Here is a 16,748-nt window from a genome sequence, read left to right on the forward strand (position 1 = left end):
TGCCCATGTTGCGTCGCCTGCTGCTCGTCTCCGCTCTGCTGTTCCTGGCGGCCTGCACTCGTGCGCCCCTGGTGACGCCCCAGGAGGTCTTTCCCGCCGATCGGGTGGAGAACGCCGCCGATGTCCGGCGTGCCATCGTCGAAGTCCTGCAAACCCGCGGCTGGACCGTGGGCAGCGAGAGCCCCGGTATGATCGTCGCCAGCATCCTGGTGCGCGGTCGTCACCAGGCCTGGGTCGACATCCCCTACAGCACCAAGGGCTACCAGATCCGCTACCGCGACAGCGCCGGTCTCGACTACGATGGCCGACGCATCCATCGCAACTACAATCGCTGGGTGCAGCGGCTCGACGCCGACATCCGCCGGCAATTGCAGCTGCCGGCGCCCACTGACGCTGCGGAGTGAAAGGCGCTTCGCTCGAGCAAGTTCGCAGAAACCCAGGCGTTCTGCGTTAAACAGTCATCCCCGTCCACAAGGAAGTCATCATGCGTAACGTCGCACCGAAACTGGCCCTCGCCCTCAGCCTGGCCGCCTTGCTGCCCGCTGCCGCCCAGGCGCGCGACACCACCCTGCAACTGCCCTTCGCCGAAGTCGTCCAGGAAGCCCTGGCGGCCAAGCGCCTAGATGGCAGCGTCAAATTCTACCTGGCCGGCAATCCCGTCCCGGGCAAGGCCACCGTGGTGAACGCCAACATCACCACCAACCAGAAGACCAACGCCTTCAACAAGACCGACGAGGCCGCCTGCCGCTGGGTGCTGCAATCGGCGCTGATCCGCCTGCAGGACGCGGCCAAGGCCGCCGGCGCCAATGCCGTCACCGACATCACCAGCTACTACAAGAAGAACGAGTGGAGCGACCCCACCCGCTACGAGTGCCACGCCGGCGCCCTCATGGCCGGTGTCGCCCTCAAGGGCAAGCTGGTCATTCTCAAGTAGGCCGGAACGGCGGCGTGTCCGGACGGGTCTGTCTAGAAACCCGCTCCGAGGCCGCCGCCATGCCCACCTTTCGCGTCCACTACCGCAAGGACGGCGAGTCCCGCCAGCTCGACCTCGAGCATCCGCAGGCGAGTCTCGCCCCTCACGAAGCCGCCCTGGCCGTGCTGGAACAGCTGCGTGCCGACGCCGAGAACAGCCTGGCGCTGCCGCCTGCCGACGCCCAGGCCGCGGCCATCCTGCGCCAGGCCGAGGTGCATGGACTGACGGATATCCGGGTGGAGCCGCAGGCTTCGTAAGGTTGGCGCCGAGCGCAGCGAAGCTCAACGGGCGGTGCTATCGGTGTCTGGCCGCCCTCACCCCAGCCCTCTCCCAGAGGGAGAGGGGGCGGTCTGGTCCAGCGCGGGCTTGTGGGCTCATCGCGACCATGGCGGTCCGCCGCTGCGGTCGCGCCTACAAAAGCGTCATTCCCTGTAGGAGCGGTCGCTACGGCGCACCGGCATGGCCGCGATCATCGCCGTAGCGTGGAAAACGGCGCAGCCTTTTCCACTGACAGGCTCCGGTGCCAACGGTGGATAAGGCTGCGCCGTTATCCACCCTACCTGCAGCGAAGCCCAACGCCGCCAGACCTCAGCCCAGGAACAACCGGTACGCCGGATTCTCCGTCTCGTCCCAATAGCGATAGCCGATGGCGTCCAGGGTCGCCAACAGCTCCGGCCGCTCGGCCTGACTGGCTTCCAGCGCGGCGAACACCCGCCCATCGGCTGCGCCGTGGTTGCGGTAATGGAACATGCTGATGTTCCAGCGGCCGCCTAGCCGTTCGAGGAAATCGAACAGCGCGCCGGGTCGCTCGGGGAATTCGAAGCGGAACACCTGCTCCTGATCCACCCGCGCCGCATGGCCGCCCACGGTGTGGCGGATATGCAGCTTGGCCAGTTCGTTGTCGGTCAGATCCAGCACCGGGAAACCCTGGTCGCGCAGGCCCTGCAGCAGCGCCTCGCGCGGATCGCGCTGGGGATGGGTCTGCACCCCGACGAAGATATGCGCCTCTTCGCCGGTGTGATAGCGATAGTTGAATTCGGTGATCTGCCGCCGGCCCAGGGCTTCGCAGAAGGCGCGGAAGCTGCCGGGCCGCTCGGGGATGGTCACGGCGATGATGGCTTCGCGCTGCTCGCCCAGTTCGGCGCGCTCGGCCACGTGGCGCAGCCGATCGAAGTTGATGTTGGCACCCGAATCGATGGCCACCAGCACCTGGCCACCGCTGCCTTCGCGCTCGGCGTATTTCTTGATCCCGGCCACGCCCAGGGCGCCGGCCGGTTCGGTGATGGAGCGGGTGTCGTCGTAGATGTCCTTGATCGCCGCGCAAATCTCGTCCGAGCTGACGGTGATGACTTCATCCACATAACGCCGGCAAACCTCAAAGGTGTGGTGACCGATCTGGGCCACGGCCACGCCATCGGCGAACAGCCCGACTCGCGGCAACACCACCCGCTCGCCCGCCGCCATGGCCTGCTGCAGGCAATTGGAATCGTCCGGCTCGACGCCGATCACCTTGATCTCCGGGCGCAGGTATTTCACATAGGCGGCGATACCGGCGATCAGGCCACCACCGCCTACGGGGACGAAGATGGCGTCCAGGCGACCGGGATGCTGGCGCAGGATCTCCATGGCCACGGTGCCCTGGCCGGCGATGACGTCCGGGTCGTCATAGGGCGGCACGAAGGTGTAGCCCTGCTCCTCGACCAGGCGCAGGGCCTCAGCCAGGGCATCGGGGAAGGCGTCGCCATGCAGCACCACCTCGCCACCGCGGGACTGCACGCCGATGACCTTGAGCTCAGGCGTGGTCCGCGGCATGACGATGATCGCCCGCACGCCCAGCTCACGGGCCGCCAGGGCCAGGCCCTGGGCGTGGTTGCCGGCGCTGGCGGCGATCACCCCGCGGGCCTTTTCCTCGGCCGAGAGGCTGGCCAGCTTGGTGTAGGCGCCGCGGATCTTGAAGGAGAACACCGGCTGCAGGTCCTCGCGCTTGAGCAGCACCTGGCAACCGAGTCGCTCGGACAGCGCCCGCGCCGGTTGCAGGGGCGTTTCGATGGCCACGTCGTAGACGGGGGCGAGCAGGGTCTTCTTCACGTACTGTTCGAGCATCGGCGGGACGATCCGGTGGGTGCGGCGGGGGCGAAAAGTCTACTACGGGCACCCCAGGGTAGGTTAGCCAAGCCGTCCGAGCGGCTATAATCGGCGCCCCTCCACCCGTTTCTCTGCGGATACCCCCATGAATCAGGACCAGCTCAAGCAGGCCGTCGCCCAGGCCGCGGTCGACCTCATCCTCCCCCAGCTCTCCCGCGACAGCGTGGTCGGCGTGGGCACCGGCTCGACCGCTAACTTCTTTATCGACCTGCTGGCCAAGCACAAGCTGGAATTCGACGGCGCCGTGGCCAGCTCCCAGGCCACCGCCGACCGGCTGAAGAGCCACGGCATCACCGTCTATGACCTCAATGGCGTGAGCGACCTGGAATTCTACGTGGACGGCGCCGACGAGGCCGACGGCCACCTCAACCTGATCAAGGGCGGCGGCGCGGCCCTGACCCGCGAGAAGATCGTCGCCGCCGTGGCGCGCAAATTCATCTGCATCGCCGATGCCAGCAAGCGCGTCGACGTCCTCGGCGAATTCCCGCTACCGGTGGAAGTCATCCCCATGGCCCGCAGCCACGTGGCCCGCGAGTTGGTGAAGCTGGGCGGCGACCCGGAATACCGCGACGGCGTGGTGACCGACAACGGCAACGTCATCCTCGACGTGCACAATATGCACATCGTCGATCCGGTGGGCCTGGAAGCCAAGATCAACAACATCGTCGGCGTGGTCGCCAACGGCCTCTTCGCCGCCCGCCCGGCGGACGTGCTGCTGCTGGGTACCGCCCAGGGCGTGGAGCGCCTGGAGCGGAGCTGAGCCATTCGTAGCGTGGAAAACCGCGCCAGCGTTTTCCACAGAGAGGTTCGTGCGTGATCGGTGGATAAGGCTACGCCGTTATCCACCCTACGCGGTGTTGGGCTTCGACGATGGAGCCGTCTCAACCCAACCTACGGGAATTGCCATAGGTTGGGTTGAGCGCAGCGAAGCCCAACGATCCCCGCACCCAGCCCACGAAAAAGCCCCGGTCAGGCGAACCCGACCGGGGCTTTTTCATGACGCCTTGAGGCTTAGAACAGCACGCGGCAGCGGATGGTGCCCTTGACGTTCTGCAGCTTCTCCTGGGCCAGGTCGGAGTACTCGGCGTCGACGTCGATCACCACGTAGCCGACCTTCTCGTCGGTCTGCAGGTACTGGCCGGAGATGTTGATGCCGCTCTCGGAGAAGACGCGGTTGATCTCCGACAGCACGCCCGGCACGTTCTGGTGGATGTGCAGCAGGCGGTGCTTGCCCGGATGCGACGGCAGGGCCACTTCGGGGAAGTTGACCGAGGACACCGAGGTACCGTTGTCGCTGTACTTGACCAGCTTCTCGGCCACTTCCAGACCGATGTTGGCCTGGGCTTCGGCAGTGGAACCGCCGATGTGCGGGGTGAGGATGACATTGTCCAGGCCACGCAGCGGCGAGACGAATTCGTCGTTGTTGGAGCGCGGCTCCACCGGGAAGACGTCGATGGCGGCGCCGATCAGGTGCTCGTCCTTGATGGCCGCGGCCAGGGCGTCGAGGTCGACCACGGTGCCACGGGCGGCGTTGATCAGGATGCCACCCTTCTTGATGGCGCGGATCTCGCGCTCGCCGATCATCAGCTGGGTGGCGGGGGTTTCCGGCACGTGCAGAGTGACGATGTCGCTCATGCCGAGCAATTCGGTGAGCGAGCCGACCTGCTGGGCATTGCCTAGGGGCAGCTTGGTGACCACGTCATAGAAATAGACCTGCATGCCCAGGCCCTCGGCCAGCACCGACAGCTGGGTGCCGATGGAGCCGTAGCCGATGATGCCCAGCTTCTTGCCGCGGATCTCGAAGGAATTGGCCGCGCTCTTGATCCAGCCGCCGCGGTGGCAGGAGGCGTTCTTGGCCGGGATGCCGCGCAGCAGCAGGATGGCTTCGGCCAGCACCAGTTCGGCCACCGAACGGGTGTTGGAATAGGGGGCGTTGAATACGGCGATACCACGCTCACGGGCCGCCTGCAGGTCGACCTGGTTGGTGCCGATGCAGAAGCAGCCGACAGCGACTAGCTTCTTGGCGCAGTCGAACACCTCTTCGGTGAGCTGGGTCCGGGAGCGGATACCGATGAAGTGGGCGTCGGCGATCTTTTCCTTGAGCTGGGCTTCCGGCAGGGAACTGGTGACGTACTCGATGTTGCTGTAACCCGCGGACTTCAGGGTATCCACGGCGGACTGGTGGACGCCTTCCAGGAGAAGGAAGCGGATCTTGCTCTTGTCGAGGGAAGTCTTGCTCATCTGCGTTGAATCCAGGGTTGCCAGGGAGAAGGAGGCCGCCGCGCGGCAGGCCAGAGCAGCCAGCGGCGAAAAGGGCAGCCATCTTAACATGCGCCGCCCGATGCAGGTCCGATTGCGACCTGAAGCTTTCTCAGTGCGACCATGAGCACCTCGCGACCAGCGCCGCGCCGCGCGGGCCGCTTTTGGTTAAGATCGTGTAGTTAAGATCGTCGGCGGACGCCACTCACCAGGAGCACAAGATGGCCTATCAGCACCAGTATCTCGACGGCACCAAGATCCACTTCCCCCTGGGCAAGGTCGTCTGCATCGGCCGCAACTACGCCGAGCACGCCAAGGAACTGAACAATCCGGTTCCCACCGAGCCCCTGCTGTTCATCAAGCCAGCCAGTTGCGTGGTGCCGGTGGCGGGAGGCTTCGCCATCCCCACCGACCAGGGTTCGGTGCACTACGAGGCCGAGATCGCCGTGTTGATCGGCAAGCCGCTGTCGAAGAAGCCCTCCGCCGAGGAAGTGCGCGACGCCATCTCCGGCTTCGCGCCCTCCCTGGATCTGACCCTGCGCGAGGTACAGAGCCGCCTCAAGGAAAAAGGCTATCCCTGGGAGATCGCCAAGAGCTTCGACGGCGCCTGCGTACTCGCCCCCTTCGTGCCGGGCGACGCCTTCGCTGATCTCGCCGACATCCCGGTGCGCCTGACCATCAACGGCGAGGTGCGCCAGGACGGCAACAGCCGCGACATGCTCAATCCCATCCTGCCGCTGATCCAGACCATCGCCGGGCATTTCTCACTGCAACCGGGCGACGTCATCCTCACCGGTACGCCCGTGGGTGTCGGACCGCTCAACGTGGGCGACGAGCTGGTGCTAGAGCTGCCCGACGTTAGCCGCTTCGAAACGCGCGTGCTATAACGCCGCATCCCCACCGTCGCTCGGCTGGTGCCAGGCGACGGTGCGTCTGGCCTGCTGCGACCCTCTAACAAGAAGCCGCTCGAGCCAGCATGTCCAGACTCCCCCGCCTCGTCCTGTTCCGTCTATTGCCCGCCTTCGTCCTGCTGGTGCTGCTGGTCCTCACCTTCGTCTGGCACTGGAACGACCGGGCGCTGTTCTGGTGGCAGGAATACCGGACGCCGCCGGCGGTGCGCGCCCAATCCGTCTGGCTGCCGGACTATCGGGCGGTGATCCAGGGCAAGCAGCTGCCGGGCCTGGCCGAGGCCGAGACCTCCGATCTCACCTACGACAGACGCACCCATACCCTGTTCGCCGTCACCGGCAACACCCCCTACCTGGTGCAATTGAGCCTGACCGGCGACATCCTGCGCCGCATCCCGATCCACAACGCCGCCAATCTGGAAGGGGTGACCACCCTGGAAGACGGGCGCCTGGCCATCGTCGACGAGCGCCAGCGGCGGCTGTCGCTGTTCACGCTCGCCGACGATACCCGGGAGCTGGACGCCAACACCTTCGAACACCATGACCTGGGCTTTCCCGACGCCGGCAACAAGGGCTTCGAAGGCATCGCCTGGGACCCGCAGCACCAGCGGTTGATCCTCAGCAAGGAACGTGACCCGGCCGCTCTCTTCACCCTGGTCAGCGATGGCCACGGCGTCAGCGGCAACCTTGCGCCCCTCCCGGTCAAGCAACTGGTGCTCGACTACTCCGCGGTGGCGGTCGATCCGCGTACCGGTCACCTGCTGGCGCTATCCGACCAGTCCCACACCCTGGTGGAACTGACCGCCGAGGGCCAGCCGGTCAGCTTCATCAGCCTGAGGCGCGGACTGCACGGCCTGGATGCCACCCTGGAGCAACCGGAAGGCGTGGCCCTCGACGACGACGGCAATCTCTACCTGATCGGTGAGCCCAATCTCTTCCATGTGTTTCATAAGGTATCCGGCAGCGCGCAATGAGCGATCATTCAGCTTGAATTCAGCCTGGCGCCCTTAGGCTGCGCGGCACTGTTGTCGTAGGATCCTGCCGATGTTCCCGCTGTTTTCCTTACGCGTTCTGGGCGCCGTACTGGGCGCCGCCGTGCTGCTGGCCCTGACCCTGGTGGCCCAGCAGCACCGCTTGTTCGAGCGACTCTGGTTCAACCTCCAGAGCCAATTCCACGCCGAGAGTCGCGAGGCTCGTTCGCTGTGGCTGCCAGCTTATCGAGTCACCGTGGAAGCGCGCCCCATCGGCGAGGGCATCACCGATGTTTCGGCGCTGAGCTTCGATCCAGATCGCCGCACCCTGGTCAGCGTCACCAACAAGCCGGCACGCTTTCTCGAACTGGACCTGAACGGCAAGCTGCTGCGCCAGGTGGATCTCAAAGGCTTCAGCGATCCCGAAGCCATCGAGTACATCGCGCCGGGCGTCTACATGATCAGCGAAGAGCGCCGCCAGCGCCTGGTGCGGGTGCACATCGGCGCCGACACCCGCGAAGTGGACATCGACGACCGCAGCGTCAGCCATCCCTTCAGCCTGAGCGACGTGGAAAGCGACAACCGCGGCAACGAAGGCCTGGCCTACGACGCCGCCCGCCAGCGCTTCTTCGTCGCCAAGGAAAGCGATCCGGTACGCATCTACGAGATCGACGGCCTGGGCAGCGAAGCCTTCGACGGGCTGCAGGCCCTGTCGCTACGCAGCGATCCCCAACGCGATCGCCGGCTGTTCGTGCGCGACCTCTCCAGCCTGCAATTCGACCCCGGCACAGGCCATTTGCTGGCGCTCTCCGACCAGTCGCGACTGGTCTTGGAGCTGGACGACGACGGCAAGCCGATCAGCTCGCTGTCGCTGCTGCGCGGCCAGCACTGCCTCAGTCGCAGCGTGCCCCAGGCCGAAGGCGTGGCCATGGACGACCAGGGTACGCTGTACGTGGTCAGCGAGCCGAATCTGTTCTATCGCTTCGAGAAGCCGTGAGGTAGATACCCACTGGCCGCCAATTGGAGCCAAAAGCCTGCTCGGACAGCCCCCTCTCCCTTGGGTAGAGGGTTGGGGTGAGGGCACGCCTGACACGAAGCCGTGGCGCCCCACCTGCCCTGTAGGTTGGGTTGAGCGATAGCGAAGCCCAACAGGCCTGGGGGATCGGCGCGGCTCTACCCTCACCCTAGCCCTCTCCCAGAGGGAGAGGGGACGGTCCGGCGCCAGCGGATAGAGTGGTGACAGCTGATCGCGAGCCTGCCCGAGCCACTGGGGCCAAAAGCCTGCTCGGACAGCTCCCTCTCCCTTGTGTATAGCCCGGAGACATGGTGGACACCTGTTCGAGGACATGGTGGACAGGTGTCAGGCGACGGAACGTCCCGTCGTCGCCGTCCGGGTGTGTGCGTTCAAACACGCGATGCGCCAGGTGCGCCAGAACACGTCGTACTGGCCGTCCACGCCCTCGGGACGGATCAGCACGGGCTCGCCGATGAAGGCCTTGCCCACGTGCCACTGATGACCTCGCCAGTTGATGAGCCCCTGATCGCGTACCGTGCGGACGATACCGCCTTCAGCGTACAACGGCGCGGATGGCGCGGGGCAATAGGCGCGGGGGCTGGGTTGATAGCGTGTCTGGGGCACCTGCATGCCCAGCGCCTGATGCGGCCGCTGGGCATTGTAGAGCTGTCGCCAGTGGTCGAAGGCCCGCTGCGCCTTGTCCAGGTCTGCCCACGGCGGGCCTTGCAGGACTTCGGCCTTGAGCGTGCGGTGGAAGCGTTCGTCCTTGCCCTGCGTCTGCGGATGATAGGGCCGCGAATGGCTGACCCGGATGCCCTGGGCCATCAGCCAGACGTCCAGCCGAGTGTAGTGCTGGCCATCCGTGCCCCAGGGGCTGCCGTTGTCCATGGTCATTCGCGCCGGCAGGCCATAGCGCTCGAATGCGGCGATCAGGCACTGACGCACGGTGGTTTCCCGCTCGTCGCCGCAGGCCTGCAACACCACTGCGTAGCGCGAATGGTCGTCCAATACGGTCAACGGATGACAGCGTCCCCGCAACAGGGGTACATGACCCTTGAAGTCCATCTGCCACAGATCGTTGGCGTGCGTGTGTTCAAAGCGCTGCCAGGGCTTGGCCGCCGCTGAAGCCGCCGCGCTCACCGCGCCGTGGCGGACCAGGATTGCATGCACCGTGCTGATGGCTGGCATCGAGACGCCCTGATCTTCCAGCCGACGCGCCAGCTTACGTGCACCCCAAGCCGGGTGCTGCGCGCGCAAGGCCATGACCTGCGCCTCGCATTCCGCTGCACAGCGGCCTGGCGACGTCGCCGGACGGCGCGAGCGATCCGTCAGCGCCTCACCGGCCCTGGCACGCGCCAGCCACTTGTATCCCGTCGTCGGACTAATCCCGAAGCGGCGACACAGCAGGCGTACGTTTGCTCCCGTCTGTTGGGCCAAGCCAACGAATTCCTCGCGTAGCTCCATCGTGGACCTCTCCTGCCACGGCATCGGCCTGCTCCCACCTGCCAAATGCCACAGCGTGAAGTGTCCACCCTGTCTCCGAACAGGTGTTCACCATGTCCCCGGGCCATACACCTTGGGGAGAGGGTTGGGGTGAGGGCGCGCCTGGCACGAATGCCATGGCGCTACACCTGCCCTGTAGGTTGGGTTGAGCGATAGCGAAGCCCAACAGGCCTGGGGGATCGGCGCGGCTCTACCCTCACCCTAGCCCTCTCCCAGAGAGAGGGGATGGTCCGGCGTCAGCAGATGGGGATGGCGACAGCTGATCGCGAGCCTGCCCGAGCCACTGGAGACGCCCCCTACTCCCCCTGCTCGAACAACTCCTCCAGATAGCGCCGCGCATTAGCCACGTAGACCTGGGCATTGGCGGCGAGCTGGGCCTGTTGGGCATCGCTCAGGGTGCGGACCACCTTGGCCGGCGAGCCGAGCACGAGGGAGCCGTCGGGAATCACGCTGTTCTCGGTGACCAGGGCATTGGCGCCCACCAGGCAGTGGCGACCGATACGCGCGCCGTTGAGCACCACGGCATGGATGCCGATCAGGCTGCCGTCGCCGATCTCGCAGCCGTGCAGCATGGCCTGGTGCCCGACAGTTACCCCGCGGCCCAGGGTCAGCGGTGAGCCGGGGTCGGTGTGCAGCACGGCGCCATCCTGCACGTTACTGTCCGGGCCTATGTGGATCAGTTCGTTGTCGCCACGCAGCACCGCGCCGAACCAGACACTGGCGCCTTCGTCCAGGCGGACCTTGCCGATCACCGCGGCGGTGGGCGCGACCCAGCTCTGTGGATGGGCCTCGACCCGCTGTTCTCCCAGGCGGTATTTCATGCTGCTCTTCCTCGTGTTGTTGTCGTTGGCGGAACGCCCGATTGTTCGCCGGTAGGGACCACGGGTGCAATCGGTGGCGACGAGAGTCATCCGCCTCGTTGCAAGTAATTCTCGATAAGTAAAGAATGTTTTGCGGAACCCCAGGCCGGCGGACTGCGACGAATGACCACGGCCAGGGCGCTGGGAAAGGGCTTCGCGCTTTGCAAAGCTTGGCGCCGCTGCAAGCAAGGGGAGCCTGGCAGGCGCAAGGACGGCGCTACGTGTCATCCATCAGCCACCCTGACCACCGCCATCTGCGAGAGCCCAATGCGTACCACCTGGAAATTCTTCTTGCCCCTCGCAGTCGCCGGTCTGCTGGCGCTGCTGCCCGCCCCGGACGGCCTGCCCACCCATGCCTGGCTGTACTTCGCCCTCTTCGCCGGGGTGGTGGTGGGCCTGATCCTCGAACCCCTGCCCGGTGCGGTGATCGGCCTGATCGGCGTGGCCCTGGCGGCCCTGCTGGCGCCCTGGGTGCTGTTCAGCCCGGCGCAACTGGCCACGCCCGGCTTCCGCGCCCCTCAGGAGGCGCTGCGCTGGGGCCTGGCGGGCTTCGCCAACAACACCGTCTGGCTGATTTTCAGTGCCTTCATGTTCGCCCTGGGCTACGAGAAGACTGGCCTTGGCCGCCGCATCGCCCTGCTGCTGGTCAAGGCCATGGGTCGCCGGACCCTGACCCTGGGCTACGCGGTAATGCTGGCCGACCTAGCCCTGGCGCCCTTCACGCCGTCCAACACCGCACGCAGCGGCGGCACCGTCTACCCCGTGATCCGCAACCTGCCGCTGCTCTACGATTCCAAGCCCAACGACCCCAGTGCCCGGCGCATCGGCTCCTATCTGATGTGGGTGGCGATTTCCTCCACCTGCGTGACCAGCACCCTCTTCCTCACCGCCCTGGCGCCCAACCTGCTGGCGGCCGCCCTGATCGAGAAGACCGCTCAGGTGCACATCAGTTGGGGCCAGTGGTTCATCGCCGCCGCGCCCATGGGCATCCTCTTGCTGGCCCTGCTACCGCTGCTGACCTATTGGCTGTATCCGCCGGAGATCAAGCGTAACGATCAGGTGCCGCTGTGGGCAGCCAAGGAACTGGCCGAACTCGGTCCGCTGACCCACAACGAGAAGCTGCTGCTGGCCCTGGTGATCGGTGCCCTGGCGCTGTGGATCTTCGGCGCCGCCTGGGCCGATCCGGCGCTGGTGGGCATCCTGGTGATCGTGCTGATGCTCCTGCTGCGGGTCATCACCTGGGATGACGCCCTGGGCAACAAGGCTGCCTGGAACACCTTCGCCTGGTTCGCCACCCTGGTGGCCCTGGCCGACGGCCTGACCCGGGTCGGCTTCGTCGCCTGGTTCGGCCAGTGGGTCGCCGGTCACCTCGGCGGCTTCCATGCCGGTACCGCCATGGTGGTGCTGGTGGTGGTCTTCTACCTCGCCCACTACCTATTCGCCAGCTCCACCGCCCATACCACCGCGTTGCTGCCGGTGATGCTGGCCGCCGGCATGGGCATCCCCGGCATCGACCTGCCGGTGTTCGCCCTGCTGCTGGGCACGTCCCTGGGCCTGATGGGCATCATCACCCCCTACGGCACGGGGCCGAGTCCGGTGTACTACGGCAGCGGCTATCTGCCCAGTGCGGACTATTGGCGACTGGGGACGATCTTCGGGGCGCTGTTCCTGCTGGTACTGCTGGGGATCGGGGTGCCATGGATCATGATGGTGGTGTGAGGCCGAGGCCCGGGTGGAGCACCGTAGGTTGGGTTGAGCGATAGCGAAGCCCAACATTGCGGCGGTTGCAGTGATGCCTTGGTTTATCGGTGCCCTTGCTGCTTATCGAGTGCTCGGATGACTTTTGTTTCGCCCACCCGGGCGACTCACTTTTGCCAATCGCCGCAAAAGTAAGCAAAAACGCTTGCCCCGACCATCCGGCCTTCCGCTGCGCTCCAGGTCCGCTCACGCCAGCGCCGTTCCGGGGTCGGCCTACACGGGCCGTCCATGGCCCGTTAGGCCTCTCGCCGCATCCATGCGGCTCGACCCACTCCACGACACTGGCGTTCGCCCTGCTGAACGGGGCGGTTTCGCAGCCTGAAAGTTTTGGTTGAAGAGCCACGAACAGCTCGTAGCGTGGACAACGGCGCAGCCTTGTCCACAGGGATCGGCGTTACTCCCTCAGTGGAAAACGCTGCGCGGTTTTCCACGCTACGAACCCTGAACGCCGAATCCTCAGGCTTGCGCCCCGTCCCCGTCAGTGAGACCGAGTGTAGGTGTTGCGGAGGGGGATGCGAGGCAGGACGCCGAGCAAGGCGCGAGGGGCAGGAGGCCCCTTCGTGCCGCGCCCCCGGAGCGGCACCGGAGCGAGGGGACCCGGAGCGTAGCGGAGGGCCGAAACGTGGGGACAGCGTTTTTGGTTACTTTTGCCGCGACTGGCAAAAGTGACTCGCCCGAGGGGGCGAAACAAAAACCATCAAAGCACTCGGTAATCCGCCTGGGGATTGATCAAAGCCCAAAGCGTTGGGCCTCGCTATCGCTCAACCCACCCCACTCTCCAAAATTTCCCCACCACCCGACCTTTTGCTTAGGGACCTAAGCATCCCTTCGGCGTAGAATCCACATTCTTAGTGTGCTTTCGATAACACCCGTAGAGGTCGTCATGTCCCACCGTATTCGCCACCCCGGCTTCGCTGCCAAACGCCAAAGCGCTGAGCAGGCCGCCCAGTTCATCCGTCACGGCATGACCGTGGGCATGAGCGGCTTCACCGGGGCCGGTTATCCCAAGGCCGTGCCCGGCGCCCTGGCCCAGCGCATCACCGCCAGCCACGGGGCCGGCGAGCCCTTTCGCATCAAGGTGCTGACCGGCGCCTCCACCGCGCCGGAACTGGACGGCGCCCTGGCGCGGGTCGATGGCATTGAGTTGCGGGTGCCCTTCCAGTCCGATCCGGAGCTACGCAGCCGCATCAACGCCGGCGGCCTGGAGTACATGGACATCCACCTGGGCCAACTGGCGGAAAAGGTCCGCTACGGCTTCTTCGGCAAGATCGACGTGGCGGTGGTGGAAATCGCCGCGATTCGTGAGGACGGCCGGCTGGTGCCCTCCTCCTCGGTGGGCAACAACAAGACCTGGCTGGACATGGCCGATGCGGTGATCCTCGAGGTCAATCGCTGGCAGCCCGATGCCCTGGACGGCATGCACGACATCTACACCGACGGCGCCCTACCACCCCGGCGCACGCCGATACCGCTGGAACATCCCGGCGACCGCATCGGCTCGCCCTACCTGGAGGTACCGCTGGACAAGGTGGTGGCCGTGGTGGAAACCGATGCCCCCGATCGCAACAGCCCGTTCAAGGCGCCGGACGCCGCCTCCCAGGCCATCGCCGGACATCTGCTGGACTTCCTACGTTTCGAGGTGCGCCAGGGCCGCATTCCCGCCAACCTGCTGCCGATCCAGTCGGGCGTGGGCAATATCGCCAACGCCTTCATGCAGGGCCTGGCCGCGAGCGAGTTCGAAGGCCTGACCGCCTTCACCGAGGTCATCCAGGACGGCATGCTGGAGTTGCTCATCAGCGGCAAGATGGAACTGGCCTCGGCCACCTCATTCTCGCTGAGCCCGGTGGGCATCGAGCGCTTCCTCGAACACGCCGAGTCCCTGCGCCAGCGCATCATCCTGCGCCAGCAGGGGGTGAGCAATCACCCGGAACTGGTGCGCCGCCTGGGCTGCATCGCCTTGAACGGCATGCTGGAAGCCGACCTCTATGGCAACGTCAACTCCACCCACCAGATGGGTACCGGGATGATGAACGGCATCGGCGGCTCCGGCGACTTCGCCCGCAACGCCTATCTGTCGGTGTTCATGGCGCCGAGCACGGCCAAGAACGGCCTGATCTCGACCCTGGTGCCCATGGTCAGCCACGTCGACCACACCGAGCACGATGTCGCGGTGATCGTCACCGACCAGGGCCTGGCCGATCTGCGCATGCTCAGTCCTAAGCAGCGCGCCCGCGCCATCCTCGAACAGTGCGTGCACCCAAGTTTCCGCCCCGCGTTGGAAGACTATTTCGAGCGCGCCCTAGCCGGCAGCCACGGCAAGCACACCCCGCACCTGCTGCCCGAGGCCCTTTCCTGGCACGAGCGCTACCTGGTCACCGGCAGCATGCTCGGCCCCGCTGCCCAGGAAGCCCACGACTGAAAAGCAAGGCGCCCCAGGCCTCTCGGGCGCCCTTTCGCTCCGCTATTCCCGCCGTTCGTCGCCCATCTGCAACTAATTGTGACTTTTTGACAGCGCGCTGTGTAAAAAGCTGCCTTGTCGGATTCCCAGCCGACATTCCGGGTGATAAAAGACGTGAAATCTTTGCGCAATGTCCTTGATCTGCAAGGGGCATTGCCGTTCGCGGTTGTTCTAACTCCGCCCCCCTTTGAGAGCTGTCATCGTGAAGATCTGTCATCAACTTGCCGGCCTGTTGCTGGCTGGCTTGGTCGGGCTGAGTCCGGTCGCTTTGGCCCAGACCCCACCCAAGGTCAAGGCCGCGGCCGCCGCCACTGCCCAGCGCCTGGCCTCCAACCACGCCCTGGTCGTGGACCTCAAGACCAACCAGGTGCTGTTCGCCCAGAATCCCGACCAAGTCGCCCCCATCGCTTCGGTCACCAAGCTGATGACCGCGATGGTGGTACTGGACGCCAAGCAGCCGCTGGACCAAGTCATCGACATCGACATCAGCGAGAACCCGGCCATGCGCGGCGTCTTCTCGCGGGTGCGCCTGGGCAGCGAGCTGACCCGTCGCGACATGCTGCAACTGGCGCTGATGTCCTCGGAAAACCGGGCCGCCACCAGCCTCGCCTATCACTACCCGGGCGGTCAGAAGGCCTTCGTCGCCGCCATGAACGCCAAGGCCCGCGCCCTGGGCATGAAGAACACGCGCTACGCCGAGCCCACCGGCCTGTCGCCGCTCAATGTCTCCACCGCCCGCGACCTGGTGACGCTGCTCAAGGCGACCGAGCACTATCCGCTGCTCGGCCAGCTCAGCACCACACCGGAAAAGACCCAGGCGTTCCGCAATCCCAACTACGTGCTGGGCTTTCGCAACACCAACCACCTGATCTACAACCCCGACTGGAGTGTGCAGCTGACCAAGACCGGCTACACCGACAAGGCCGGGCATTGCCTGGTGATGCGCACCGTGATGGCCGGTCGGCCGGTAGCCTTCGTGGTGATGGATGCCTTCGGCAAGTTCACCCATATGGCCGACGCTACCCGCGTCCGCCGCTGGCTGGAAACCGGCGCCCTGAGCCCCCTGCCGGGCGCGCCCAAGGGTGGCCGCAGCACGGTGCTGGCACGGCAGTGACCGGCGCCTGAGCGAGCCCCAAGCCGCGTCCTTGACGCGGCTTTTTCATGGGCGCGGCACCCTGGGCGGCAGCGGAGGTCTAGCTTTTACCCCCGCAGGAGTCCTCCGTCATGGCCGATACCCCTACTCCGCAGCAATACTACGAGACGCTCACCGGCCGCTGCTGGCTGGACGACGTGCGCGAATGGCGCCGTCTGCAAGCCGAGGCCCAGGCCGCCGCCGACCACTACCTGGCCTGCCCGGACGACTTCGGCACGCCCGAGCGCGAGCGTCTGGAACGGGAATGGCGCACCATCAACGAAAGGGCCGGGGCCTTCTGGCAGCGCATGTGGGGGAATCTGGATCGTCAGTGAGCCGCGATGGGCCGCTGGTGCAGGGTCAGGCTATAGGTCTCGAAGCCTAGCGACGCCCAGAAGGCCCGGCCACGCTTATTGGTGGCCAGGACATCGAGTCTCACCGGCCAATCAGCCGGCCATAGCTGATCGCGCAGATGATGGTAGAAGGCACGGCCCAGGCCCTGGCGGCGCGCCTCGGGCGCCACATAGAGATGGCGCAGGAAAATTGCCGCCTCTTCCAGACGATAGAGAGCGTAGCCCAGCGACTGGCCGTCCCGCTCGGCCAGGACGGCCTGATATTCACCGCGACTCAACCAGTCCACCATGCGCTGGCGCAATGCCGCCTCGGCGAGGGGCTGTGGGCTTCCCTGATCACGCTGCAAACCGGCATTGAAGCCCGTCAGCACCTCCAGGTCGGCCAGGCCGGCGGTGCGGTAGACAGGGGTCAT

16 protein-coding genes are annotated in these 16,748 nt (G+C 65.8%); 11 read left to right on the top strand and 5 right to left on the bottom strand.

The window, feature by feature from the left end; genetic code table 11:
• The first annotated feature begins 5 nt into the window (after positions 1 to 5).
• The 3 genes from CCZ28_RS12975 (at position 6) to CCZ28_RS12985 (ending at position 1,230) form a co-directional block, all read left to right on the top strand.
• Positions 6 to 404, top strand: coding sequence for a hypothetical protein (locus CCZ28_RS12975; protein WP_140218627.1), 399 nt, complete (start codon positions 6 to 8; stop codon positions 402 to 404).
• A gap of 80 nt (positions 405 to 484) precedes the next feature.
• Positions 485 to 934, top strand: coding sequence for an excinuclease (locus CCZ28_RS12980; protein ID WP_140218629.1), 450 nt, complete (start codon positions 485 to 487; stop codon positions 932 to 934).
• Positions 935 to 993: 59 nt separating this feature from the next.
• The gene (locus CCZ28_RS12985; protein WP_140218631.1) at positions 994 to 1,230 is read left to right on the top strand and encodes a hypothetical protein; all 237 of its coding nucleotides are present in this window, start codon (positions 994 to 996) and stop codon (positions 1,228 to 1,230) included.
• Positions 1,231 to 1,561: 331 nt separating this feature from the next.
• Here CCZ28_RS12985 and ilvA read toward each other — a convergent pair whose 3' ends face one another.
• Positions 1,562 to 3,076 (bottom strand): threonine ammonia-lyase, biosynthetic, encoded by a 1,515-nt coding sequence (ilvA, locus tag CCZ28_RS12990; RefSeq protein ID WP_140218633.1) that lies wholly within the window; start codon positions 3,074 to 3,076, stop codon positions 1,562 to 1,564.
• A 127-nt stretch (positions 3,077 to 3,203) separates the two neighbouring features.
• Here ilvA and rpiA point away from each other — a divergent pair, with 127 nt between their 5' ends.
• On the top strand, positions 3,204 to 3,878 hold the full coding sequence (gene rpiA / locus CCZ28_RS12995) for a ribose-5-phosphate isomerase RpiA (protein ID WP_058785140.1): 675 nt from the start codon (positions 3,204 to 3,206) through the stop codon (positions 3,876 to 3,878).
• A 251-nt stretch (positions 3,879 to 4,129) separates the two neighbouring features.
• Here rpiA and serA read toward each other — a convergent pair whose 3' ends face one another.
• Complete coding sequence (gene serA, locus CCZ28_RS13000) at positions 4,130 to 5,359, bottom strand: phosphoglycerate dehydrogenase (protein ID WP_140218635.1); 1,230 nt, start codon at positions 5,357 to 5,359, stop codon at positions 4,130 to 4,132.
• Between the two features lie 239 nt (positions 5,360 to 5,598).
• Between serA and CCZ28_RS13005 the strand changes: the two genes are divergently transcribed.
• The 3 genes from CCZ28_RS13005 to CCZ28_RS13015 all read left to right on the top strand — a co-directional run bounded on the left by CCZ28_RS13005 (position 5,599) and on the right by CCZ28_RS13015 (position 8,253).
• A complete protein-coding gene (locus CCZ28_RS13005; protein ID WP_140218637.1) occupies positions 5,599 to 6,264 on the top strand; it encodes a fumarylacetoacetate hydrolase family protein in 666 nt (221 codons plus the stop codon).
• Between the two features lie 89 nt (positions 6,265 to 6,353).
• On the top strand, positions 6,354 to 7,259 hold the full coding sequence (locus CCZ28_RS13010) for an SdiA-regulated domain-containing protein (protein WP_140218639.1): 906 nt from the start codon (positions 6,354 to 6,356) through the stop codon (positions 7,257 to 7,259).
• Between the two features lie 70 nt (positions 7,260 to 7,329).
• Positions 7,330 to 8,253, top strand: a complete 924-nt coding sequence (locus CCZ28_RS13015) for an SdiA-regulated domain-containing protein (protein WP_140218641.1) — start codon at positions 7,330 to 7,332, stop codon at positions 8,251 to 8,253.
• A 363-nt stretch (positions 8,254 to 8,616) separates the two neighbouring features.
• On the opposite strand, the gene CCZ28_RS13020 is transcribed toward CCZ28_RS13015, so the two are convergent.
• Entirely contained in the window at positions 8,617 to 9,759 is a 1,143-nt protein-coding gene (locus CCZ28_RS13020; RefSeq protein WP_140218643.1) for an IS481 family transposase, read from the bottom strand.
• 311 nt (positions 9,760 to 10,070) lie between these two features.
• Positions 10,071 to 10,595 carry a gamma carbonic anhydrase family protein gene (locus tag CCZ28_RS13025; RefSeq protein ID WP_140218645.1) on the bottom strand — a complete coding sequence of 175 codons (525 nt, stop codon included), beginning with the start codon at positions 10,593 to 10,595 and terminating at the stop codon, positions 10,071 to 10,073.
• A 306-nt stretch (positions 10,596 to 10,901) separates the two neighbouring features.
• On the opposite strand from CCZ28_RS13025, the gene CCZ28_RS13030 reads away from it, so the two are divergent.
• From CCZ28_RS13030 to CCZ28_RS13045, 4 genes are all read left to right on the top strand, one after another.
• Positions 10,902 to 12,353 (top strand): anion permease, encoded by a 1,452-nt coding sequence (locus CCZ28_RS13030; RefSeq protein ID WP_140218647.1) that lies wholly within the window; start codon positions 10,902 to 10,904, stop codon positions 12,351 to 12,353.
• 922 nt (positions 12,354 to 13,275) lie between these two features.
• Entirely contained in the window at positions 13,276 to 14,811 is a 1,536-nt protein-coding gene (locus CCZ28_RS13035) for an acetyl-CoA hydrolase/transferase family protein (protein ID WP_140218649.1), read from the top strand.
• A gap of 241 nt (positions 14,812 to 15,052) precedes the next feature.
• Entirely contained in the window at positions 15,053 to 15,964 is a 912-nt protein-coding gene (pbpG, locus tag CCZ28_RS13040) for a D-alanyl-D-alanine endopeptidase (RefSeq protein ID WP_140218651.1), read from the top strand.
• A gap of 110 nt (positions 15,965 to 16,074) precedes the next feature.
• Positions 16,075 to 16,317: a hypothetical protein gene (locus CCZ28_RS13045; RefSeq protein ID WP_140218653.1), complete on the top strand. Its 243-nt coding sequence runs from the start codon at positions 16,075 to 16,077 to the stop codon at positions 16,315 to 16,317.
• Here CCZ28_RS13045 and CCZ28_RS13050 read toward each other — a convergent pair.
• Positions 16,311 to 16,748, bottom strand: coding sequence for a GNAT family N-acetyltransferase (locus CCZ28_RS13050; RefSeq protein WP_140218655.1), 438 nt, complete (start codon positions 16,746 to 16,748; stop codon positions 16,311 to 16,313). The genes CCZ28_RS13045 and CCZ28_RS13050 overlap by 7 nt on opposite strands.

The organism is Pseudomonas oryzihabitans (genome assembly GCF_006384975.1).
Taxonomy (GTDB): Bacteria; Pseudomonadota; Gammaproteobacteria; order Pseudomonadales; family Pseudomonadaceae; genus Chryseomonas; species Chryseomonas psychrotolerans_B.